The sequence below is a fragment of the Allobosea sp. P4_H5 genome, from assembly GCF_056400825.1.
In genome coordinates this window covers 167,473-190,538 of sequence record NZ_JBFUKM010000014.1, presented here as the reverse complement: position 1 = coordinate 190,538, position 23,066 = coordinate 167,473, and the positions used below count along the sequence as shown (strand labels likewise).

Annotated in this window: 20 protein-coding genes and 1 pseudogene; 8 read left to right on the top strand and 13 right to left on the bottom strand. The window is 68.1% G+C overall.

All coding sequences use genetic code 11. The features are described from left to right. Positions 1–645: 645 nt before the first annotated feature. From AC1DS0_RS25750 to AC1DS0_RS25735, 4 genes are all read left to right on the top strand, one after another. Positions 646–2,106, top strand: coding sequence for a pseudouridine synthase (locus tag AC1DS0_RS25750; protein WP_476817070.1), 1,461 nt, complete (start codon positions 646–648; stop codon positions 2,104–2,106). A gap of 10 nt (positions 2,107–2,116) precedes the next feature. Beyond that, entirely contained in the window at positions 2,117–2,677 is a 561-nt protein-coding gene (rsmD, locus tag AC1DS0_RS25745; RefSeq protein WP_476817064.1) for a 16S rRNA (guanine(966)-N(2))-methyltransferase RsmD, read from the top strand. A gap of 96 nt (positions 2,678–2,773) precedes the next feature. Then, positions 2,774–3,529, top strand: coding sequence for a hypothetical protein (locus AC1DS0_RS25740; RefSeq protein WP_476817063.1), 756 nt, complete (start codon positions 2,774–2,776; stop codon positions 3,527–3,529). Further along, positions 3,526–3,900, top strand: coding sequence for a DUF2019 domain-containing protein (locus AC1DS0_RS25735; protein WP_476817062.1), 375 nt, complete (start codon positions 3,526–3,528; stop codon positions 3,898–3,900). The genes AC1DS0_RS25740 and AC1DS0_RS25735 overlap by 4 nt, the downstream gene beginning before the upstream one ends. Positions 3,901–3,906: 6 nt before the next feature. Here the strand turns inward: AC1DS0_RS25735 and mutL are convergent, their stop codons facing one another. From mutL to AC1DS0_RS25695, 8 genes are all read right to left on the bottom strand, one after another. After that, a complete protein-coding gene (mutL, locus tag AC1DS0_RS25730; protein ID WP_476817061.1) occupies positions 3,907–5,724 on the bottom strand; it encodes a DNA mismatch repair endonuclease MutL in 1,818 nt (605 codons plus the stop codon). Positions 5,725–5,746: 22 nt separating this feature from the next. Then, a complete protein-coding gene (locus AC1DS0_RS25725) occupies positions 5,747–7,039 on the bottom strand; it encodes a M16 family metallopeptidase (protein WP_476817060.1) in 1,293 nt (430 codons plus the stop codon). Positions 7,040–7,093: 54 nt separating this feature from the next. Then, positions 7,094–8,389: a M16 family metallopeptidase gene (locus AC1DS0_RS25720; protein WP_476817059.1), complete on the bottom strand. Its 1,296-nt coding sequence runs from the start codon at positions 8,387–8,389 to the stop codon at positions 7,094–7,096. Between the two features lie 144 nt (positions 8,390–8,533). Continuing rightward, complete coding sequence (locus tag AC1DS0_RS25715) at positions 8,534–9,196, bottom strand: hypothetical protein (RefSeq protein ID WP_476817058.1); 663 nt, start codon at positions 9,194–9,196, stop codon at positions 8,534–8,536. Positions 9,197–9,354: 158 nt separating this feature from the next. Continuing rightward, positions 9,355–9,855 (bottom strand): signal peptidase II, encoded by a 501-nt coding sequence (gene lspA, locus AC1DS0_RS25710; protein WP_476817057.1) that lies wholly within the window; start codon positions 9,853–9,855, stop codon positions 9,355–9,357. Continuing rightward, positions 9,852–12,845: an isoleucine--tRNA ligase gene (ileS, locus tag AC1DS0_RS25705; RefSeq protein ID WP_476817056.1), complete on the bottom strand. Its 2,994-nt coding sequence runs from the start codon at positions 12,843–12,845 to the stop codon at positions 9,852–9,854. The genes lspA and ileS overlap by 4 nt, the downstream gene beginning before the upstream one ends. 194 nt (positions 12,846–13,039) lie before the next feature. After that, a complete protein-coding gene (locus AC1DS0_RS25700; RefSeq protein ID WP_476817055.1) occupies positions 13,040–14,023 on the bottom strand; it encodes a bifunctional riboflavin kinase/FAD synthetase in 984 nt (327 codons plus the stop codon). Between the two features lie 77 nt (positions 14,024–14,100). Further along, positions 14,101–14,544 (bottom strand): MaoC family dehydratase, encoded by a 444-nt coding sequence (locus AC1DS0_RS25695; RefSeq protein WP_476817054.1) that lies wholly within the window; start codon positions 14,542–14,544, stop codon positions 14,101–14,103. Between the two features lie 280 nt (positions 14,545–14,824). On the opposite strand from AC1DS0_RS25695, the gene AC1DS0_RS25690 reads away from it, so the two are divergent. Further along, positions 14,825–15,208 carry a response regulator gene (locus tag AC1DS0_RS25690; RefSeq protein ID WP_152016830.1) on the top strand — a complete coding sequence of 128 codons (384 nt, stop codon included), beginning with the start codon at positions 14,825–14,827 and terminating at the stop codon, positions 15,206–15,208. 4 nt (positions 15,209–15,212) lie between these two features. Here the strand turns inward: AC1DS0_RS25690 and AC1DS0_RS25685 are convergent, their stop codons facing one another. The 3 genes from AC1DS0_RS25685 to AC1DS0_RS25675 form a co-directional block, all read right to left on the bottom strand. Continuing rightward, the gene (locus AC1DS0_RS25685) at positions 15,213–16,070 is read right to left on the bottom strand and encodes a TIGR01459 family HAD-type hydrolase (protein ID WP_476817053.1); all 858 of its coding nucleotides are present in this window, start codon (positions 16,068–16,070) and stop codon (positions 15,213–15,215) included. Positions 16,071–16,152: 82 nt separating this feature from the next. Continuing rightward, complete coding sequence (locus AC1DS0_RS25680) at positions 16,153–17,604, bottom strand: EAL domain-containing protein (protein WP_476817052.1); 1,452 nt, start codon at positions 17,602–17,604, stop codon at positions 16,153–16,155. A gap of 145 nt (positions 17,605–17,749) precedes the next feature. Continuing rightward, positions 17,750–19,531 carry a hypothetical protein gene (locus AC1DS0_RS25675; protein WP_476817051.1) on the bottom strand — a complete coding sequence of 594 codons (1,782 nt, stop codon included), beginning with the start codon at positions 19,529–19,531 and terminating at the stop codon, positions 17,750–17,752. A gap of 180 nt (positions 19,532–19,711) precedes the next feature. Between AC1DS0_RS25675 and aptA the strand changes: the two genes are divergently transcribed. The 3 genes and pseudogenes from aptA to AC1DS0_RS25660 all read left to right on the top strand — a co-directional run. After that, positions 19,712–21,052: an omega-aminotransferase AptA gene (aptA, locus tag AC1DS0_RS25670; protein ID WP_476817050.1), complete on the top strand. Its 1,341-nt coding sequence runs from the start codon at positions 19,712–19,714 to the stop codon at positions 21,050–21,052. 9 nt (positions 21,053–21,061) lie between these two features. Next, positions 21,062–21,307: a hypothetical protein gene (locus AC1DS0_RS25665; RefSeq protein ID WP_476817049.1), complete on the top strand. Its 246-nt coding sequence runs from the start codon at positions 21,062–21,064 to the stop codon at positions 21,305–21,307. A gap of 33 nt (positions 21,308–21,340) precedes the next feature. Next, positions 21,341–22,165 (top strand): annotated as a pseudogene (locus AC1DS0_RS25660) (serine hydrolase domain-containing protein); the annotation flags it as partial. A gap of 12 nt (positions 22,166–22,177) precedes the next feature. Here the strand turns inward: AC1DS0_RS25660 and AC1DS0_RS25655 are convergent. Together AC1DS0_RS25655 and AC1DS0_RS25650 are read right to left on the bottom strand one after the other, a co-directional pair. After that, positions 22,178–22,672: a peptide deformylase gene (locus AC1DS0_RS25655; RefSeq protein WP_476817048.1), complete on the bottom strand. Its 495-nt coding sequence runs from the start codon at positions 22,670–22,672 to the stop codon at positions 22,178–22,180. A 121-nt stretch (positions 22,673–22,793) separates the two neighbouring features. Continuing rightward, a complete protein-coding gene (locus AC1DS0_RS25650; protein WP_476817047.1) occupies positions 22,794–23,060 on the bottom strand; it encodes a hypothetical protein in 267 nt (88 codons plus the stop codon). Between the last annotated feature and the right edge of the window lie 6 nt (positions 23,061–23,066).

The following is a 23,066-nucleotide window of genomic DNA, read 5'->3' as shown; positions in this document are numbered from 1 at the left end:
GGTCCCGGCGGCCGGCCGCCCAGCCGTGGTGGCGCCGGCAAGCCACCCTTCCGTTCGCGCGATGGCGAGGAGCGGCCCCGGCGCGCGCCGGCTGAGGGCGCCGAGCGCCGCCGCAGCGAGGGTGAGCGCCCGGCAGCGCCACGCTTCGAGAAGAAGCCGTTCCGCGAGCGCCCGAGCGGCGAGCGGCCTCCGCGCGAGGGCGGTGAGCGACCATTCCGCGACCGGGGCAGCGACGAGCGCCGCGCCAGCCGGCCGCCGCGCGATGGCGACCGGCCAAGCCGCGACAGGACTGGCGGCGACAAGCCCGGCGGCTTCGGGCGTCCTTCTCGGGACGGCGCACCGTCGCGCCCGCCGCGCGATGGAGACCGTCCCTTCCGCGGGCGCGGTGACGACGAGCGTCGTGCAGCGCGCCCCGCCCGCGACGGCGCACCGTCCCGGCCGCCGCGGGACCGCGGCGATCAACCTGGCCGCAGCGAGCGCCCCTTCCGCGAGCGCAACAGCGACGGACCCCGCACTGCCCGCCCGCCACGCCGCGACGACCGCGGCGAAGGCCGCAGCTTCGGCGGAGGCAAGCGCTTCGACGCGCCGCGCGGCAGCAATCCGACCCGCAGCCGCCCAGACCGGGCGCATCGCAACGCCGCCGAGATCGCCGAGGCTGTCTCGGTTCCGGCCGCGCCGCAGGAGCCCGAGCGCATCGCCAAGGTGATGGCCCGCGCCGGCGTCGCCTCGCGCCGCGACAGCGAGGCGCTGATCGCGGAAGGCCGCGTCAGCGTGAACGGCAAGGTGATCGAGAGCCCGGCGCTCGATGTCGGCCCGAACGATGTCGTGCTGGTCGATGGCGAGCCCTTGCCGGCGCGCGAGCGCACCCGGCTCTGGTTCTACCACAAGCCGCGCGGCCTGGTGACGACCAACCATGATCCGGAGGGGCGCCCGACCGTGTTCGACGCGCTGCCGGAAGACCTGCCGCGCGTGCTCTCGGTCGGCCGGCTCGACATCAACACCGAAGGCCTGCTGCTGCTCACCAATGATGGCGGGCTGGCGCGCATGCTCGAATTGCCCGAGACCGGCTGGCTGCGTCGTTACCGCGTCCGCGCCTTCGGCCAGGTCAATCAGGGCCAGCTCGATACGCTGAAGGGCGGCGTCACCATCGACGGCGTCCAGTACGGGTCGGTGATCGCCCAGTTCGAGCGCGAGCAGGGCGCGAACACCTGGCTGACCGTCGACCTGCGCGAAGGCAAGAACCGCGAGGTCAAGACGGTGCTGGAGCATCTCGGCCTGCAGGTGAACCGGCTGATCCGGGTCTCCTTCGGCCCGTTCCAGCTCGGCGACCTGCCCGAGGGCGAGGCCGAGGAGGTTCGCTCCAAGGTGCTCAAGGACCAGCTCGGGACCGAGTTGATGGCCAAGGCCGGCGTCGATTTCGACTCGCCGCGGCGCGACGAGAACCGGTCGGACGACAGGCCCGCCCGTGGCAGGCCCGCGCCCGCCGGCGACGACCGGCCGCGCCGCCGTCCCCGCGAGGAGCAGGCCGAGGAGGCCCGCCCGCTGCGTGGGGACAAGCCCTGGACGCGCGGCGTCTGGCGCGATGTCGAGGCTGAGCCGCAGCGCGAGCGCAAGGCGCCACCGCGCCGGGGCGCCGATCCAAAGGAAGAACGGCAGGCGCGCGAGGCCACCGGCACGGTCACCCGCGTGCGCGACAAGGCGATCGCCGACCCGAAGGGTCGCCGCGTCAAGGTCGAGCGCATCGCCGCCAAGCCTGGCGACGCGCCGCGCGAGGACAGGCCGGCGCGCGCGCCACGCGGCGAGCGTCCAAGCCGTGCGCCACGCGAGGAGAGCTTCGGCCGCGATCGCGGCGGTGAAGCACCCTGGCGCGGCAGCGGCGACTGGGCCGACAAGTCGCCGCGCGGCAAGCGCCCGCCAGGTGCCGGCGCTGGTGCCGACGAACGCCCTGCCCGCCCCTTCCGCGGCAAGCCGACCGGCGACCGGCCAAGTGGCGATCGTCCGGGCGGACGAGGCCCGCGCCCAGGTGGCGACAAGCGCCCACCACGGTCCGGTCCGCCACGATCCGGTCCGCCGCGCTCTGGCGGCGGGCGTGACCGTCGCGGCTGAGGCCTGATCGATGCGCATCGTCGGAGGGCGCTTCAGCGGCCGGTCTCTCGTCAGCCCGAAGCCGGGCATCGGCGCGATCCGGCCGACCTCGGATCGCCTGCGGGAATCGCTATTCAACGTGCTGGCGCATGGCCATGGCGATGCGGCGGATGGCGCGCGCGTGCTCGATCTCTTCGCCGGCACCGGTGCGATGGCGTTCGAGGCGCTCTCGCGCGGCGCCGCCTTCGCGCTCCTGGTCGATGACGGGGCCGAGGCGCGCGGGCTGATCCGCGAGAACCAGATGGCGCTCGGGCTCGCCGGCTATAGCCGCATCTTCCGCCGCGACGCGACCAAGCTCGGCCCGATCACCGGCATGGCGCCATTCGATCTCGTCTTCTGCGACCCACCCTATCGCAAGGGGCTGGGCGAAAAGGCCCTCGCCTCGGCGCGCGAGGGCGGCTGGTTGGCGAGCGATGCGCTGATCGTGCTGGAGGAAGCCGCCGACGCCGGGATCACGCTGCCGGACGGGTTCGAGGAGCTCGATCGGCGCGATTATGGCGAGACGCAGGTGCGATTTCTGAGGGTGGCGTGAGCGTCGCCGTGCCCGCCACACGGGCATAGAATGTAATCTTATCCCCGGCCCGATTTTCGCGCTTAATCTCCGTATCCGTCGCGGAGATGCGCACGGATGCTTCCCAAAAACTCGCTTTCCCAATCCAGCCGTCCAAGGCCGCTTAGCGCTCGCGCGCTGGCCTGCCATATCGCCGGCGAGCGCATGATGGCGGCCTTCGCCCGCCTACAAGCCTTCGCCGAAAAGGCCGGCTTCAATCCCGATCAGCCACGCGCGCAGGGAGGTGGTCGCGGCAGTGGCCGGGGCGGCGGCCAATGGATCTATGTCGAAGGCTATGCGCAAGGTCGGCAACCAGGCATCGGCGACAATGGCGGGCCGAAGCTTGATCCGGAAGAGCCGGCCAAGGAGCCGCCGAAAAAGAAAACATCGCCCATCAAGGCAGGCAAGGCGCTGGCGAAGAGGGTCGCATGGCAGCTTTTGCGATACGCCGGGCCGGTCGGCGCTCTCATTACCGCAGCCGAGTTTGCGGAGAACTACTCTCAAATCCCCTCGATTACGTCCTATCAGGATGCCCCGAAGACGCTTGCAGAACTCCAGCAGAATGCCGGTACGGGGCGCCCGGGCTATGAGGATCACCACATCGTCGAACAGGGAGCGGGTCGGCACGAGGGGTTCTCGCGCTCGCAAATCGACGGTGCCGATAATGTGGTCAGCGTGCCGACATACAAGCATCATGAGATCACCGGCTGGTACAACCAGCCGAACAAGAATTTCGGCATGCAGACGCCACGGAACTATCTGCGCGGAAAGGACTGGTCCGAGCATGTCCGCGTAGGGCACGAAGCGATGCGCACATTCAAGGTGCTGAAATGAAACAGCGAAAGAACTTAAAATCGCTATCGAACGCCGAAATCGTCAATCTCTTCGAACAGCTCTGCATCGAGCAATACGACGCGATGGAGGGCGACGAACAGGCACGTGTCAATCGCCTGGTCTGGCGGATCCATAACCTCGAAATGGAACTCAAGTCGCGCCCTGGCGATCAACGGTATGAGCTGATGCGGCTGTTCGGCCACCCGAATATGCAAGTTCGGCTTTCTGCCGCAGAAGCCAATCTCGCCGTCGACTATGCGTCTGCTCGGCGCGAGATTCAGGCGATCAAAGATTCACAATGGTTTCCGCAAGCCGGCCACGCGGGCATGACCCTCTATTTTCTCGATACCGGAGAATCCAAGCCCACGTGAGTTGGACTACCTTCTTCCGAACAGCTTCTCTATATCGCTGAGCTTCAGCTCGACATAGGTCGGCCGGCCGTGATTGCACTGGCCGGAATTCGGCGTCGCCTCCATCTCGCGCAAGAGCGCGTCCATCTCCTCGGGGCGCAGGCGCCGGCCGGCGCGGACCGAGTTGTGGCACGCCATGGTCGCCAGCACATGGTCGAGCCGGCGTTCCAGCGAGCCGGCATCGCCATGCTCGGCGAGCGCGTCGGCGACGTCGCGGACGATGCCCTGGAGATCGCCGCCGGCGACCGCGGCCGGCGCCTCGCGCACCAGCACCGCGCCGGGGCCGAAGCTCTCGATGACGAGACCGAGCGAGGCGAGATCGGCAGCCGCGGCGTTGAGCCGGTCGGCGTCGACCGGATCGAGCTCGACCACCTCGGGCAGCAGCATGGGCTGGCTGATGACGCCGCTCTTGGCGCGCTCGGCCTTCAACCGCTCATAGACCAGGCGCTCATGGGCGGCGTGCTGATCGACGATCACCATGCCGTCACGGGTCTGGGCGACGATATAGGTGCCGTGAACCTGGGCGCGAGCCGCACCGAGTGGCCGGTCGAGCGCATCCTGCGGCGGCTCGGCAAGATGGGCTCTCGCATCGGCCGAGGGCATGGCGAGATCGGCGAAGCCGGCCTGCATCGGCTGGGCGGGAGTGGTGGCCTCAGGACTACGCCAATCGGCGACGCTGCCGAAGTTCGGGCGCTGGATCGTGGCCGGCCCGCCGCCGAAGCCGCCGCCCGAGAAGACGGCGCGGAAGGCGTCGAGCGTGCGGGCGCCGCCGGTGGTGGTGGCGCGGTGGCCGGCGCCTGCCAAAGCCGCCTTGAGGCTCGACACGACGAGGCCGCGCACCAGCGCCGGATCGCGGAAGCGAACCTCGCTCTTGGCCGGGTGGACGTTGACGTCGACGACGGCGGGGTCGCAGAGCACGTCGAGATAGAGCACCGGGTGCCGGTCGGAGGGCACGACATCGGCATACGCGCCGCGAACCGCCGAGAGCAGCAGCTTGTCGCGCACCGGCCGGCCATTCACCGCCATGTGAACGCCCGCCGAGGTGCCGCGATGGAAGGTCGGCAGGCCGGCGAAGCCGGAGAGCCTAACGCCCTCGCGCTCGGTCTCGACCGGCAAGGCGTTCTCGGGGAAGTCGCGGCCAAGCGCACGGCCGAGGCGGCGCAGATGGCCCTCATTGCCGATCGGCTCGGCCGGCCAGTCGAAGGCGCCGGCATACTCGCCCTCGAGCGAGAAGCGCACCTCCGGATGGGCGATGGCGAGCCGCCGCAGCATGTCGGAGACAGCTTGCGCCTCGGCCCGGTCGCTCTTCAGGAATTTCAGGCGGGCCGGCGTGAAGATGAAGAGGTCGCTGACCTCGATGCGGGTGCCGGGCGCGGCCGCAGCTGGCCGCACCGCTCCCTTGGCGCCGGCCTCGACCACGAGAGCGCAGCCCTGCGCCGCATCGCGCTGACGCGAGGTGATCGAAAGTCGCGCGACCGAGCCGATCGAAGGCAAGGCCTCGCCGCGGAAGCCGAGCGAACGGATGGCGAAGAGGTCGCCGTCGGGGAGCTTGGAGGTGGCGTGGCGCTCGACGCAGAGCGCGAGGTCGTCGGGGCTCATGCCGATGCCGTCGTCGACGACGCGGATCAGCTCGCGCCCGCCGGCCCGGATGGTGACGGCGATGCTGGTGGCACCGGCATCGATCGCGTTCTCGACCAATTCCTTCACCGCCGCGGCCGGCCGCTCGATCACCTCGCCGGCGGCGATGCGATCGACCAGGACGGGATCGAGGCGGCGAATGCTCATGCGAGCTCCTCGGCCGGGAGCGTCAGACCAGCCCGACCGGCCGGCCGACGGCCTGGACGAGCAGCTTGCCCTCGCCGAACAGGCGCTGGGCGACGTGCCGGACATCGGCGAGCGTCACGGCGGCGAACCGCTGGTTGCGGGTCTCGACGAAGTCCGGCTGCTCGCCGCGGATCGCAAGGCCGAGCAGTTCGCCGGCGATCTTCGGCGAGGTGTCGAAGCGCAGCGAATAGGAGCCGATCAGATAGCGCTTGGCCTCCTCGACCTCGTGCTCGCTCGGCCCTTCGGTCACGAGCTTGGCGATCTCCTCGCGGATCACGCTCATCGATTCGGCGACGCGGTCGTTGCGGGTCGAGGTGCCGCCGACGAGGAAGCCGGTCTGGCGCAGCGGCATCAGGCTGGAGGATACGCCATAGGCGAGACCGCGCTTCTCGCGCACTTCCATGAACAGGCGCGAGGTGAAAGCCGAGCCGCCGAGGATATGGTTCAGCACGGTTGCGGCGATGAAATCGGGATCGTCCCACATCAGGCCGGGGCCGACGAAACGCAGCACGGTCTGCGGCACGTCGAGATCGACGATATGGGTCTGGCCGAGCCCTGCGACCGGCAAGGGGGCTGCCGGCTCGACACGCGGCCCCCCGGCCGGCAGTGAACCGAAGAGAGCGTCGAGCCGCGAAGCCAGCTCGCTCGCGGTGATGTCACCGACGGCGACGACCTTGAGGCCGCCGCGGGTGAAAAGGCCCTGCGTCAGCGCCTTCAGTGCCGCAGGCTCGATGCCACCGACGCTGGCAACATCGCCGCGCTCCGGCCGGCCATAGGGATGGCCGGGAAAGGCGGCGGCGAAGAGCGCGTTGCGGCACATCACGTCCGGGTTCTGCGCCTGGCGCTGCAGGCCGGCGATCACCTGCGCCTTGACCCGCGCCACCGCATCGGCGTCGAAGCGCGGCGCGTTGAGCGCAAGGCCGAGCAATTCGAAGGCGACCTCGCGATGCTGCGACAGCGTCTGGAGCTGGCCGTGGAAGTCGTCGCGGCGGGCATCGAAGGAAAGATTGATGGCGTGGTCGGCGAGCCGGCCCTGGAAGGCCTCGGCATCGAGATCGCCGGCGCCCTCGTCGAGCAGGCCGGAGACGAGATTGGCGCTGCCGGCCGCATTGGCCGGGTCGCGGTTGGCGCCGCCGTCGAAGGCGAAATCGAGGGCGAGCAGCGGCAGGCTGTGCTCCTCGACCAGCCAGGCTTCGACACCGCAGGCAGCGGTGACACGCTGGACGGCGAGCGAGGGACCGGGAGTGGCGGCGGTGGGAGCGAGCGAAACGGTCATCGGCAATCCTCGGCGGCGGACCTGCGCCCGCCTATCATGGCTTTAAGCGCGATATCAGGCGGCGGCCGGCAGCAGCAGGCCGGTGACCGAGCGATCGGGCCTGAGATAGCGCCTGACAGCTTCGACGACCTGCTCGCGCGTCACCGCCTCGATGCGCTGCGGCCAGAGCAGCACGTCCTCGACGGTCTCGCCAACGGCGAGCGCCGAGCCGAAGATGCGGGCGAGCGAGGACTGGCTGTCGCGGGCGAAGATCGTCTCGGCGACGAGGCGGGTGCGGGCGCGGGCGAGCTCCAGCTCGGTCGGCCCCTCGGCGATGAAGGCGGCAAGCGCCGCATCGAGCCCGGCTTCGAGCGCCGCCATCTCGACACCCGGACGCGGGCTGACCGAGAGCTGGAAGGCCGAACGATCGACCATCGAGCCCATGAAATAGGCGCCGGCACCGGCCGCGAGTTCCTGCTCGACGCAGAGCTTGCGATAGAGCCGCGAGGTCGTACCCCCGCCGAGAATCTCGGCTGCGAGCTCGAGCGCGAAGGCCTCGTCACGCTCAGGCGAGACATAGGTCGGGGCCAGCCAGGCGCGGCGCAGCGAGGGCTGCTGCACGCGCGGATCGGAAAGCGCGACGCGGCGCGCAGCGCGCGGTTCCGGCTCGGCCGGGCGCTTGCGGGCAGGCGCCTCGCCGCGGGCGGGAATCACGCCATAGGTCTCCTGGGCGAGACGCAGGACCTCGGCCGGCTCGACATCGCCGGCGACGACCAGGATGGCGTTCTCGGGCGTATAGAAGCGCTGGTAATAGGCGAAGGCGTCGTCGCGCGAGAGCCCCTCGATCTCGTGCTCCCAGCCGATGATCGGCGTCCCGTAGGGGTGGTGGACATAGAGCGCGCTGGAGAACTCCTCGCCGAGCTGGGCGGCGGGGTCGGCGTCAACGCGCATGCGCCGCTCCTCCAGCACGACATCGCGCTCTGGCGCAACCACGCTCTCGTCGAAAGCGAGGCCGGTCATCCGGTCGGCCTCGTAGTCCATCATCGCGCGCAGGTGCTCCTTCGGCACGCGCTGGAAATAGGCGGTGTAGTCATAGGAGGTGAAGGCGTTCTCCTGGCCGCCATAGCTCGCGACGATCTTCGAGAACTCGCCGGCCGGCCATTTCGCCGTGCCCTTGAACATCAGGTGCTCGAGGAAATGGGCGATGCCAGACTTGGCGGCCGGATCGTCGCCGGAGCCGTTGCGGTACCAGACCATATGGGTGACGACGGGCGCGCGATGGTCGGGCGCGACCACGATCTGGAGCCCGTTGGCGAGCCTGTAGGATTCGATCTGACTGGCTGTATTGGCGGGAGCGGTGTGCACCGTCATGACCTTGAAAAGCTCCTGCAGATCGCGAAGTCCAGAAACGAAGCGGCTCGGGCCCGCATGGACCCGAGCCGGGAAAGGGGCTCGTGCTCTAGATAGTCCGGCTGCAGCCGAAAACCAACGCAGCGCAGGACAATGGCATGCAGCCTATTGGTTTTCGTAGACCTTCTGGCCGACGAGGAACTCGCGCTGGCCGACAGCCTGCTTGTCCTCGCGCGGACCGGACTGACCGGGGCCGAGCGCGGCCGTCGCGGCCGGGCGGCGATAGCCGGTCGGCGGCTCGTGCAGATAGCGGCGGGACGGCTCGGTGCCATAGGCGAGATTCGAGGTATCGGTCTGCGCCTGACGTGCCGCCATCTCGCGGCCGATACGGATCGGCTCGATCTGGTTGTTGCCGGTATTGTGGTCAGGAACGATACCTTCGGGCCCGTTGCCGCGCCCGTTCACGCGACCGCGGCGCAGTTCCTCCTGCGACATCAACGGCCTGGTGTTGGCGCGGTAGGCCTCGGTGGTCGCAAACAGGATGTTGGAGCTGTCGCGGTCGGCCTTGCGGCGAGCGACATCCGGATCATCCGGCCAGGCGGCGCTGCGGTTGGCGCCAGCTTCCTGCGGCTTCGGCAAGGTGGAGGACGGCGGCACGACCAGCGGGGCGCGCTGCTTGTACTCGATATCCGCCTTGTCGCGGCCGAACAGGCCCATGCCATCGACCAGATTCTTGAAGAGCATGCCTTCCTGGGCGAAAGCAGGGGTCGTCGCCAGCAGCAGGCCGCCGGCGAGCAGCATGCGCGAAGCGCGGATCCGATAAGCCATCTCACCTCTCCATACCGATACCTGCCGGCGTCTTGCCTGAGCGACGCGGCGAAAGCATGGCGGGCCTTTTAACCCATATCCGGCAAAATCGGGAGCCCTTTTGCCGGATTGCCGTAAATGAGCTGTGGCCGGCCTGTTTGCGAGCCGCGGAGACGCGCTCAAGCCGCCTTGGAACGCCCCGCCCCCGGTCTCAGCGATTCCCAGAGCAGACCGAGCACACCGAAGACGATCGCCGCGTCGGCGATGTTGAAGATGTACCAGCTGAAGCTGCCGACGTGAACATGCACGAAGTCGACGACGGCGCCGTAGACCATGCGGTCGAGCCCGTTGCCGAGCGCGCCACCGATGATCAGCGCAAGGCTCACCACCGTCAGCCTGTCGTCGCTGCGCCACATCCAGCGCCAGAGCCAGATCGCGGCGACGACGGAGAGCACGACCAGCGCCCAGCGACCGATATCGGTCGACTGCTGGAACAGGCCGTAGGAGATGCCGCGATTCCAGGCGAGCACGATCTCCAGGAAGGAGGCGAGCTGGAACGGTCCCTCCTCGGCCAATCTCAGGCCGAAGAGCAGCCAGAGCTTCAGCGCCTGGTCGAGCACGAAAGTCAGCACGACGATCCAGGCGCCGAGGCGGCGCAGCGATGGCGTCTGCGCGCTCACGCAGCGCGCCCGAGCTCGCGCAGCGCCTTGGCGTCACGCGGCGTCACCTCGGGGAAGCCGGGCTCGGCCGTCGCCGGATCGAAATACTTCCAGGAGCGGGCGCATTTGATGCCCGAAGCGCGCGCCGGCACCACGGCGACGCCAGGCACGTCAGGCAGGCGGAAGGCATCGTCTGGCCCCTCCCCGTCCGCGATCCTGGCGCCGGAGGTGATGCAGATCTCGGCGAGGTCGAGCCCGCTCAGCGCCGCACGCAGATCGGGATCGGCGATGTGGACGACCGGTGCGGCCTCGAGCGAGGAGCCGATGCGCTTGGCGGCGCGCTCCAGTTCGAGCGCGCCGGTGACGACGCGGCGCACGCGCCGGACCTTGCTCCAGCGCTCGGCCAGTTCCGGATCGAGCCAGGCGCCATCCGCCTTGGCGAAGAGCTCCAGATGGACGGACCCATCGCTTTCCTTCACCTGCGGATAACGGTCGAGCCAGGCTTCCTCGGCGGTGAAGACCAGGATCGGCGCGAGCCAGGTCGTCAGGCAGCGGAAGAGATGGTCGACGACAGTCAGCGCGCTCCTGCGGACATGGCTCGAGCGCGGATCGCAATAGAGTGCGTCCTTGCGGACGTCGAAATAGAAGGCCGAGAGCTCGGTGTTCATGAACTGCGAGAGCAGGGTCACGACCTTCTTGTAGTCGTAGGTGCGGTAGGCCTCCTCGACCTGCGGCCCTAGCTCGGCGAGGCGGTGCAGCATCAGCCGCTCCAGCTCAGGCATCGATGCCGGATCGGAAACGCGGATCGCCTCGTCGAAATGGGCGAGCGTGCCGAGCATCCAGCGCATGGTGTTGCGCAGCTTGCGATAGGTCTCGACGAAGGTCTTGAGGATCTCCTTGCCGATACGCAGATCGTCGGAATAATCGGCAGCCGCGACCCAGAGGCGCAGGATGTCAGCGCCGCTGTCCTTGATGATGTCCTGCGGCGCGGTGACGTTGCCCTTCGACTTCGACATCTTCTCGCCCTTCTCATCGAGACAGAAGCCGTGGGTCAGCACCACGTCATAGGGCGCGCGACCGCGCGTGCCGCAGCTTTCGAGCAGGCTGGAATGGAACCAGCCGCGATGCTGGTCCGAGCCTTCGAGATACATCACCTTGTCGCGGCCGCCATCGACGATCCGATGGGTCTTGAGATCGGCGCGCTTCTCCAGGGTGAAGGCATGGGTCGAGCCTGAATCGAACCAGACGTCGAGCACGTCGACGACACGCTCGTATTTGGCGGGGTCGTAGCCATAGGGCTTCAGGAAGCGCGCACCGTCGGTATCGGTGAACCAGGCGTCGGCGCCCTCCTGCTCGAAGGCCTCGGCGATCGCGGCATTGACCTTGTCGTCGACCAGGATCTCCTTGCTCTGCTTGTCGACGAAGACGGTGATCGGCACGCCCCAGGCGCGCTGACGCGAGACCACCCAGTCGGGCCGGTTGGCGATCATGCCGTTGATGCGGTTCTCACCAGCGGCGGGGACCCATTCGGTCTCCCTGATCGCCTTGAGCGCACGGTTACGCAGCGTGTCGGCATTGCCGCCGGCGGTCGGGGCCGGCGCCGCCGGATCAGGCGCGCCGGCATCGCCATAGGGCTTGTCCATGGCGATGAACCATTGCGGCGTATTGCGGAAGATCACCGGCTTCTTCGAGCGCCAGCTGTGCGGATACTGGTGCTTGAGGCGGCCGCGCGAGACGAGGTTGCCGGCGGCGGCGAGCGCCTTGATCACGACCTCGTTGGCATTGCCCTTCTCGCCCTTGTCGGTGATGACCTGCGCGCCCTCGAAGCTCGGCGCCTCCTTGGTGAAGCGGCCATCGGCATCGACGGTGTAGGGAATTCTCGTCTCGATGCCGCGCTCGGCGAGCATGCGGCCATTGGCCATCCAGACGTCGAAGTCCTCGCGGCCATGGCCCGGCGCAGTGTGGACGAAGCCGGTACCGGCATCATCTGTGACATGATCGCCGTCGAGCAGCGGCACGTCGAACTCGTAGCCCTGGCCGCGCAGCGGATGAGCGGTCGCGAGCCCGGTGAGATCAGCGGCGCTGACGTCGCGCTCCAGCTCGTAAGCCTCGACCTTGGCGGTCTTGAACAGCGCCTCGGCGAGGTTCTTCGCCAGCACATAGCGCGCCCCGACCTTGGCCCAGTTGCCTTCCGGGGCCGCCGTGACCCGATAGAGGCCATAAGCGATCTTGTGGTGGAACGAGATCGCGCGGTTGCCGGGGATCGTCCAGGGGGTCGTCGTCCAGATCAGCACCGACGCGCCCGCGAGCGGCCCCGAGCCGAGCACCGGGAACGCCGCGAAGATCGTGTCGCTGGTGTGCTCCTCGTACTCGACCTCGGCCTCGGCCAGGGCGGTCTTCTCGACCACCGACCACATCACCGGCTTGGAGCCGCGATAAAGCATGCCGTTCTCGGCGAACTTCATGATCTCGCGGGCGATCTGCGCCTCGGCGCCGAAGGCCATGGTCAGGTAGGGATCGTCCCAGTCCCCCTCGACGCCGAGGCGCTTGAACTCGGTGCGCTGGATATCGACCCATTTCTCGGCGAAGACGCGGCATTCCTTGCGGAATTCGACGACCGGCACGTCGTCCTTGTTCAGGCCCTTGGCGCGGTACTGCTCCTCGATCTTCCATTCGATCGGCAGGCCGTGGCAGTCCCAGCCCGGGACGTAGTTGGAGTCGTAGCCCAGCATCTGCTGCGAGCGCGTCACCAGGTCCTTCAGCACCTTGTTGAGCGCATGGCCGATATGGATGTTGCCGTTGGCATAGGGCGGGCCGTCATGCAGGACGAAGCGGTCGCGGCCCTGCCCGGCCTCGCGCAGCTTGCGGTAGAGGTCCATCTTCGCCCACCGGGCGAGCAGTTCCGGCTCGCGCTGCGGCAGGCCGGCGCGCATCGGGAATTCCGTCTGCGGCAGGAACAGCGTCTGCGAATAATCGGTGGTCTCGGGCTTCTCGGCGGTCTTATCGGTCATGATCCGGCTCGGCAGTGCGGATGGCGGCTCAGCATGCGGTGCGGCGCCCATCCTTGAGATGTCACGGGGAAGCGATCGTCGTCCCGGCCTGCGCAAGCGCCCGCGCGGTCAGCGCAGGGCGGCAGCCGGGCCGGTAATTCGCAGGGGCGAAACGAGGTGCAGAGCGGACATCAGCGGCTTCTAGCAAAGGGCGCTCAGGGAAGGAAGGGTGGTGTCGCCGCCAGGATGCCGCGTGCGCTTGCGCTGTCGGCATCCATCTGGGCGATCAGCGCCTCCAGGGAGTCGAATTTCGCCTCGCCGCGCAGGTAGCCGACGAAGGCGACATCCACCGTCTTGCCATAGAGGTCACCGGAGAAATCGAAGACGAAGGTCTCGAGCTTTGGCGCGCCGTCGTCGAAGGTCGGCCTGCTGCCGAAGCTGGCGACACCATCGTGCCAGGCACCGTCGATCTTCATGCGAACCGCATAGATGCCGAAGCGTAGGCGGCAATCTTGGGTAAGATGCATGTTGGCGGTGGGATAGCCGAGATCGCGGCCGCGCTTGTCGCCATGGGCGACCTCGCCGCGCACGAACCAGGGGCGGCCGAGCAGCGCCGCAGCATGGCCGACATCACCGGCTTCGAGCGCGCTGCGCACCAGCGTCGAGGAGACCGGCTCGCCCTGGAAGGCGAAGGGCGGGACGACAGCGACGGGAATGCCGGCATGGCCGGCGCGCGCCTGCAGCATTTCGGGCGAGCCGGTGCGCCCCTTGCCGAAATGGAAATCGTAGCCGCAGACGAGACCGGCGGCGCCGAGCTGACCAAGCAGGAGGTCATCGACGAAGGCCTCGGCCGGAATGGCGGCGACCGCGCGGTCGAAGGGCACGACGAAGCTTGGGTTCAGCCCGAGGCTGGCGAGGAGCGCGACCTTGATCGGCTCCGGCGTCAGCCGGAACACCGGCTGTTCCGGCCGGAAAACCGTGCGCGGATGCGGCTCGAAGGTCAGCGCCGCGGCGCTGGTCCCCTGCCGCACCGCCATCTCGCCGGCGACACGCGCGAGCTCGGCATGGCCGCGATGGACGCCGTCGAAATTGCCGAGCGCCAGCACCCGGCCGCGCAGATCGGCCGGCACCGGCTTGCCGGGTTCGAGGATGAAGGCGGGCAGCGCACGAAAACGCGCCGCCTCGGTGAATGAGGTCATGGAACGCAAGGTCGACACCGGGACGCCCCGGCTACCGCCGTGTTTGGCCCCAAGCGACGGGGAGCGTCAAGGCCGGTTCAGGCTTGCGCCGCGCGCGGCAGCGCCACCCAGGCTTCGCCTTCCAGCACGGCCTTGCCGTCGACCAGGCATTCGCAGAACAACCGGGCGCGGCGGCGCTCCGGCACGAGCTCGACCACTTCGACGCGGGCGGTGACGACGTCGCCGATCTTCACCGGCGCAAGGAAGTTGAGCGTCTGCGAGAGATAGACGGCGCCCGGCCCCGGCAGGCGCGTGCCGAGCAGGGCCGAGACCAGGCTCGCCGTCAGCATGCCATGGGCGATGCGCTGGCCGAACTTGGTCGAGGCGGCGTAGCGGTCGCAGAGATGGATCGGATTGGCGTCGCCCGAGAGGTCGGCGAACAGCGAGATGTCACGCTCCATGACGGTGCGCATCAGGCTTTCGCGCTGGCCGACGACCAGATCCTCGAAGGTATGGACTTGATAGAGCGTGCTCGCCATCATCGGTCGGCTCTCGCAACTGCAGCACGGCCCAAGGCCGTCTGAATCCGGAATCGAGCAGGCAGCCTCTCACACCTCGCTGCACCGCACCATTGAACTTTGGTGCCTGTTGCCTTGTTCCGGCATCCCCCGAAGGTCGTATGCCGCTAGGTCACTCGGCGACCGGGTTAACGGCTTTGAAACGCCGAGCACCTATCACAATTGACCCAAGGTCGCTGCTCTGCGAGAGCGACCCCGCGCTGGCGCCGTTGGGCCCTGCTGACTACTGGATTGGAGCGCCGTCATGGCTGTCGACCCGTCAATGCCGATCCTGGTGGTGGACGACTATCAGACGATGGTGCGGATCATCCGCAACCTCTTGAAGCAACTCGGCTTCGAGAATGTCGACGACGCCTCCGACGGCAATGCCGCGATCGCCAAGATGCGCGACAAGAAATACGGGCTGGTGATCTCGGACTGGAACATGGAGCCGATGACCGGCTACGAATTGCTCCGCCAGGTTCGCAACGAGGACGCAATTTCCGAGACGCCGTTCATCATGGTGACGGCGGAATCGAAGACCGAGAACGTCATCGCCGCCAAGAAGGCTGGCGTGAACAATTACATCGTCAAGCCGTTCAACGCGCAGACGCTGAAGTCGAAGATCGAGGCGGCCTGCGCCGCCTGAAGTTTTACCAGGCCAGATGCGGCATGGCGTAGTCGGGCCGGTGGCTCTGCCGGCCGAACCAGCCCTGCAGCGCCTCCTCCGACAAGCCCGCCATCTCACCAGCATGGATGCCGGCAACGCACATCAGCGAAGCCAGGCCATATTGCGCAGCGCCGGCGATGTCGGTGCGGATCGCATCGCCGATCGCCAGGATGCGCGCTTTCTCGACCGTCTCGCCACGCAGCTCCTGGCCGATACGAATGGCGAGATCATAGATCGGCGCATGTGGCTTGCCGGCATAGATCGCCTCGCCGCCGAGCTTCTCATAGGCCACCGCAAGTGAGCCGGCGCAGGGCACGATGCGTCCGCCGCGATCGACGACGAGGTCCGGATTGGCGCAGATCAGCGTTAGACCGCGGTGAGCGAAATCCGCAAGCTGTTCGGCATAGCTCTCGGCCGTCTCCGTCTCATCGTCGAACAGGCCAGTGCAGAGGACGTAATGCGCCTCAGCGGGGCCGACGCGCGGCGCGTCGAGCCCTGCCATCAGCGGCAGGTCGCGGGACGGGCCGAGATGATAGAGCGGCTCGCCGGCGCGGTGGGCGATCAGGTCGCGCGCGACGTCGCCGGAGGTGACGATCGCGTCGAAGGCGTCGCCGGGCACGCCGAGCTTGCCGAGCTGGACGGCGATCTCCGAGCGCGGGCGCGGTGCGTTCGAGACCAGCACGACGGTGACACCGCCCGCGCGCATCCGGGCGAGGGCGTCGCAGGCGGCGGCGAAGGGCGCAACGCCGTTATGGACCACGCCCCAGATGTCGCAGAGGCAGAGCTCGTACTGGCCGATGACGGGCGCAACCCCGGACAGAAGGCGGGTCGATGACGGCACGGCTGAAAGCTCCCACGAACAGGCGCGGCCTGTTTACGCGGCTTCGCCGGCACAGGCCAGCGCTTCCGTCGTGAGGGGATTTTCAGGCAGTGGCGCGGCGCAGGATATCGCGGAAAGGCACGCGCTTCACAGCCGGCGGCGGCGCCATGGCGGGATGTTCCACCACTTCAGCGGAGGCCGGTGGCGCCATGGCAACGGCGGGCACCGGTGTCGACCCGGCGTCCGACTGCGGTTCAGCGAAGACCTCGGGCCTGACCGGCCGAGGCGGCGAGAAGACGATGCCCTGACCGAAAGCGATGCCGAGATCGAGCATGTCGGCGACCATCGGATCGTCCTCGACCTCCTCGGCGACGAGCTGGATCGAGCCGCGCGCGAGTTGAACCGCGATGTCGCCCGCCGCGATGTCGGCGAGCTTGCCACCGCGCGCCTCGGCCAGCAGCAGCGCCGCCGAGACCTTGACGAAGCGCACGCCGCGATCATGCAGCGAGACCGGATCGAAGCGCAGATCGGCGACATGGTCGAGCGCGAAGCGCACGCCATTGGCCGACATGGCGCCGAGCAGGCCGAGGCTCGCCGGCTCCAGCGCCCGGAAGACGCGCTGCGGCACCTCGATGACGAGATTGCCGATGTGGTCGTGGTATTTTTCCAGGATGCGCGACAGCGCCGCCAAGGCGCGCGACGAACCCCAGGTCGCCGCGCTGAAATTGCAGGAGACGAAGAGCTCGCCCGGCTTGCTGCCGAGATGGCGGGCGATGGCGAGGGCGCGCGTCAGGACAAGCGCATCGAGCGTCGGGCCGAAGCCGCGCTCCTCGACCGTGGTCAGGAATTCGGAAGGAAGCAGCAGCGTCTTCTCGTCGAGCCTCAGCCGGACGAGCGCTTCATATCCCCGCGTCCGGCGCTGCGGCAGGCTGACGATCGGCTGGAGATGGACCTCGACCTGCCCCTTCGCCAGAGCTTCGCTGATCAGGGCGGCGCGCTCCTCAGCAGCGCGGCGCTGCGCTGCCTCGGCCGGGTCCTGCCGTGTCGCGACCAGAGGCTCGGGAGCGCGGAAGTCGGGACGTTCAGGGACCAGCGCGGCAATCCGCGCCGGTTGCGGTGGCGGTGGATTGGCAAGCCGGCCTTCAATACGGCTGAGCTGGTCGTCATGCTCGCCCAATGTCGTCGCGACCTGCTGCAGGAGATCGCCGAGCAGGCCGACCTCGGCCGTCAGTTCGTGGAGCATCGCCTTGGCCGGCGCGGCGTCGGCCTCGCCCATCGGCATTTGATCGAGGCGCTTGGCCATCGAGTCGACGCGAATGGCGTTGGTCGCGAGGCGGACCTTGACCTCGCCGATCGCCGCGAGCAGTTGCTCACGCTCGCGCGCCGTGTTGCGACGCGCCAAGGCTGCCGCTCCGGCCAAACCGAGCCCGGCGCTCAGCAATCCCAACGCATTGGCGAGATTGCCCGGCAAGAGCAGGATCGCGGCGGCGCCCAGCGAAAAGCCGACGACGCCGCTGGCGGCCGGAGAGAGAGCGCTGAGGCGGGTGCGAGCCAAGGGCTGAAATCGCGCAAGGGGTTGAGGGGCAACGCAACGCTACGAATCAGCTGCGACAGCCACAGAATAGCGGCCAGATTCAGCAACTGCGAGGCCCATCGACGGATTGCGCGACCGAACCTTGCCGGAGTCCCCTGCTCCCGGTCTATCGCAACTGCAGCCCGACTTGGCCGATCGCGGCCAGGATGCGGTCGATGACCGGCGAGGAGAAGCCCTTGCGGGTGAGGTAGAGCCGCGCATCGAGGGCAAAGAGCGGCTCGGCCTGACCCAGCATCCGCAAGGCTTCCTCCAGCCCGTCCCGATCACCGGCGGCGGCGCTCGCCACGGCACGTGCGACCAAAGCGAGCGGCGTCTCCTCCGCCTTGATCAGGGACGCCTGACTCTCCGCGAGCTTGTTCGTGCCGGTCAGATACGCCGCGAAGTAGAGGAAGACATCATACCAGGAGGGGCGGCCATTGCTCAGCGCAGCGGCCAGCTCGAGCAAGGGCAGACCCTCGGCCGCCCGGTCGAGCTGGACGTAGCGCGCCCCGAGATCGGCCATGATGTCGGGATCATAGGGGTTGCGCGTCATCGCCTCCCGGCCGGATTTGAGCGCTTCCTCGGTCATGCCGCGCAGGAACTGCGCCTCCATCAGAGCCTGATGAGCGCGCGCGCTCGCCGGCGCCAGCCTCACGGCAGTGACCGCGGCGGCAAGGGCCCGGTCGAGCGGCGAACCGGACCGGGCGTTCAGACCGGCGGCGTATTCATCCGCGGTCAGCAAGGCCAGATGCGACCAGGCCGGATGGAATTCGGGATCGCGCGCGACCAGCGCATCGAGGCAGCTGCGCGCGGCGAGATGATCGTCCGCCTTCATGTGCCGGCGAAAATTGAGCGCCTGGTAGATGCAGCCGATCCCGGGCGGCAGCGTGGCGAGCCTGAAATCGGCATGCAGGATGCCGAAGGGCTGAGCCAGCCGGATCGCCACGCTCTGCGCCAGCTGGCGCAGTTCCGTGCCGTCGCTCACGGCCGCCAGGCTGCGCGCGCCGGAGGTGGTCCAGACGACGCGCCCGTCCCTTGCTGCGCTAAGACGCACGAACCCCTCGACCTTGTCGCCGGCTCGCGACGTGTTGAGGGACAGGACATAATCGGCCGCCTCCTCCGGGCGCAGCGCCGTACCCGGCGACTTGACCACGAGCAGGTCGTCGAAGCGGGCCATGGTGTCGACGAGATGACGCATGAACAGCCGCGCCGCATCCTCGACAGCGGGATCGACGATATCTCCGGCGATCACAACGGCAATCACGGGCAGGCTCGCAGGCGCCGCGACCGGCTCGAGAGGCTGCGCCGAAGCGGACTGGTCGGGCGCATTGGAGGTTGCGGGCCGCGGCGCCTGCACGTCCCCGCTCGAGACGGCGACGCCCAGCTCCGGCCCGGTCCCGGCCTGATGCCAGGCGATGAACGCGATCGCGCCGGTCAGAACCAGCGCGGCAGCCGCATAAGCCCAGGCGCGCCATCGCCTGCCGGGGACTGCTGCGGGCTGTGCAGGCTCGAAGCTCGCGGTTGCAGCCTCGGGCTCCGGAAAGCCCTGCCGCGTGAAGCTCGGTACATAGGCACCGACCGGAATCGCGATCCGCACGGGATCGCGCACGCCCTCAGCCGCGAAATAGAGATTGAGCGCCTTGCGCAGGCGCCCCGCCTCGACACGCACGATCGGGTCAGACTGCGGGTCGAACTCGGGCGGGCGTCCGAACGCCTCGACAGCAATGGTATAGCCCTTGAGCTCGGCGGCGCGGCCGGCCAGGGCCTGCTCGACGACATAGCTCAGGAAGGCGATCAGCTGCGGCGCGCTGCGAAAGATGTCAGACGCAACGACACGGTCGAGCTGCGCGCGGATATCCTCCGGCGCGATCGTCCCGCTTCCGTCCCGACCGGCAACGCCTACAGTCATTGGGGCGTAGTCCAGTGTTACCCCCTTGTTCAGACTACGCCAGAAACGACGTAACGTCACCTGCCCCGAGCGGCGGCCGCCGCTCGCCGGACGCAGGCATGCCCCGAGCCGACATGGATTTACAGCCCCGACCGCGCTGCTAGGTTGAGGAAGCCTTAAAACCCAAAACGGGACCGGATCATGACCTCTGCGCCGAGCGCCATCAGCTCCCCGAACGATCTCGAAGCCTACTGGATGCCGTTCACGGCGAACCGGTCGTTCAAGCAGAACCCGCGCATGGTCGCCCGGGCCGAGGGCATGTTCTACTACACCCCTGAGGGCAAGCCGGTGATGGACGGCACTGCCGGCCTGTGGTGCTGCAATGCCGGCCACGCCCGCGAGCCGATTATCCAGGCGATCCAGGCGCAGGCGCGCGAGCTCGACTACGCCCCGTCCTTCCAATACGGCCATCCTAAGGTCTTCGCGGCGGCGGCCCGGATCGCGGCGCTGGCGCCGGGCGATCTCGACCATGTCTTCTTCGCTGGCTCAGGCTCGGAAGCGGCGGATTCGGCGCTGAAGATCGCGCTCGCCTACTGGAACGTCTCGGGCAAGGGCTCGAAGACCCGGCTGATCGGCCGCGAGCGCGGCTATCACGGCGTCGGCTTCGGCGGCATCTCGGTCGGCGGCATGGTCAACAACCGCAAGTTCTTCGGCGGGCTTTTGACCGGCACCGACCACATCTCCCACACCTATGACCGCGAGAAGCAGGCCTTCAGCAAGGGCGAGCCGGAATACGGCGCGCATTTCGCCGATGATCTCGAGCGTGTCGTCGCCCTGCACGACGCCTCGACCATCGCCGCCGTGATCGTCGAGCCGATGGCAGGCTCGACCGGGGCGCTGCCGCCGCCGAAGGGCTATCTCAAGCGCCTGCGCGAGATCTGCGACAAGCACGGCATCCTCCTGATCTTCGACGAGGTCATCACCGGCTTCGGCCGCCTCGGCTTCGCCTTCGCCGCCGAGCGCTACGGCGTCATTCCGGACATGATCACCTTCGCCAAGGGCGTCACCTCCGGCACGGTGCCGATGGGCGGCGTGATCGTGCGCAAGCACATCTACGACGCCTTCATGAACGGCCCCGACAACGTCATCGAGCTGTTCCACGGCTATACCTATTCCGGCCACCCGCTGGCGGCGGCGGCCTCGCTGGCAGCGCTCGACATCTATCGCGAGGAGGGCCTGTTCGAGCGCGCTCGGGCGATGGAGGATAGCTGGGCCGATGCAGTGATGAGCCTGAAGGGCGAGCCGAACGTAGTCGACATCCGCACGCTCGGCCTGGTCGGCGCCGTCGATCTCGCACCGCGGGCGGACGGTGTCGGCAAGCGCGCCTTCGAGGCGATGGATCGCTTGTTCCGCGAAGAGGGCCTGATGGTCCGCACCGCCGCCGACACGATCGCCTTCTCGCCGCCGCTGATCATCACCGAGAGCCAGGTCGACGAGCTGATCGGCAAGCTGCGGCGGGTGATCAGGGCTGTGGCGAACTAGCCGCCAGCCATGGACCGGCGCGCCTTCCTGGCAGGTGCGGGCGCGGCATTGACGGCCATTCCGTCGGCCGCGCAGGTGTCGGCGCGCGCCTGGCAGAAATCGTCGCTCGCAGAGGCTGGTTTCCGGCCCGATGCGAGCGAGCGCATCGAAAAGGCTTTCGCGGCCGGGGAGCTCAGCGGATTGCACGGGCTCGTCGTGCTGCGGCACGGCAGGATCGCGATCGAGCACTATTTCGCCGGCGTCGACGAGATCTGAGGCGACAGCCGCGGCCTCGTCAGCTTCAACGCCGACGAGCTTCATGATCTGCGCTCGGTGTCGAAGAGCATCGTCGGCCTCGTCTATGGCATCGCTCTGGCCGACGGATTGGTTCCGAAGCCCGACGCGCCGCTCCTGGCGAGCTTTCCGGACTATCTCGATCTCGCTGGCGACGCTGACCGGCAGCGGCTCAAGATCGAGCATGTCCTGACCATGACCATGGGTCTCGCCTGGGACGAGTCGCTGCCCTACAGCGACCCGCGCAACAGCGAGATCGCGATGGAGAACGCCCCGGACCGATACCGCTTCATCCTCGACCGGCCGATCGCTCGTCCGCCGGGTGAGGCCTGGACCTATAGCGGCGGCGCGACGGCCCTGCTCGGCCATCTCGTCGCCAAAGGCAGCGGCAAGCGGCTCGGCGAGTTCGCCAGGGAGCGCCTGTTCGCGCCGCTCGGCATCGATCGCTTCAGCTGGACCAACGGCCTCGACGGTCGGGAAGCTGCGGCATCAGGCCTGCGCCTGCACCCACGCGGTCTCGCGGCGATCGGGCAGTTGCTGCTCGACAAGGGCAGCCATGCCGGCCGGCAGATCGTTTCGGCGGACTGGCTGGAGCAGAGCCTGACGCCACGCACGCAGACCAAGGACGGGCTCGGCTACGGCTACCAATGGTATCTCGGCCGGGATCGCTCCGGCGAACCCTGGTACGGCGCCTTCGGCAATGGCGGCCAGCGCCTTGTCGTCGCTCCCAAACAGCAGGTCGTCGTCGCCATCACCGCGGGCAACTACAACAAGCCTGGCAACTGGCAGCTGCCGGTCAAGCTGACGAACGAGTTCGTCTTTGACGCGCTGGCGCAGTAGCCGACAGGCCACTCACCCCCGCTGCAGCTTGTTGTAGCGGGCGATCAGTCTGTCGCGCTTCAGCCGCGACAGGCGGTCGATCCAGAAGATGCCGTCGAGCTGGTCGATCTCATGCTGATGGCAGACAGCGAGCAAGCCATCCGCGTCCTCGCTCTGCTCCCTGCCGTCCAGATCCTGATAGCGGAGGCGGATGCGGGCGTGGCGTTCCAGCTCGTCCGTGACACCCGGCATCGAGACGCTACCCTCGGTGTGGCGGGTGGTTTCTCGCGAAACCTGGTCCAGCACCGGATTGGCATAGACTTGGACCTCGCCCGGCGTCAGCTCCAGCACGACGAGCCGCGACGACACGCCGATATGCGGCGCGGTGATGCCGATGCCGGGCGCTGCCCGCATCGTGTCGAGCAGGTCTTCGGCAAGCGCACGCAGATCCGCATCGAAGCGCGTGACCGGCACTGCAGGGAGGCGCAAACGTGGATCGGGAAAGTTCAAAATCGGCCGCACAGGCATGAATTCAAGTTTTCCCCGGTCCAAAGTCAGCTGAGTCTAGTCCCATGCCGCTCAAAGCGACCATAGGGGAAAGACTTGAGTTGTCTGGTTGAGCCACCATGACGCCAACAAGGCAGCCACCTCAGCGTGCGACACGCCAGGCGACGAGCAAGGCGAGAGCCGCCGGCACGACGAAGACCACGGCCAGGATCGGCAATTCCTCGCGCACCGAATAGCCGGCTTTGGTGACGCCGACCCACATGTTGACCAGCGAGATCGCAAGCCAGGCCGGCATGAAGAGCTTGGCCGCCGTCGCGAATGCCGGTTCGGCCCCGCCCCAGAGCTTGCCGAACAGCAGGAACAGCCCGAGCAGGACCACGCCGCCGCCGATCACCATCGCCATGTGCATGCGCCG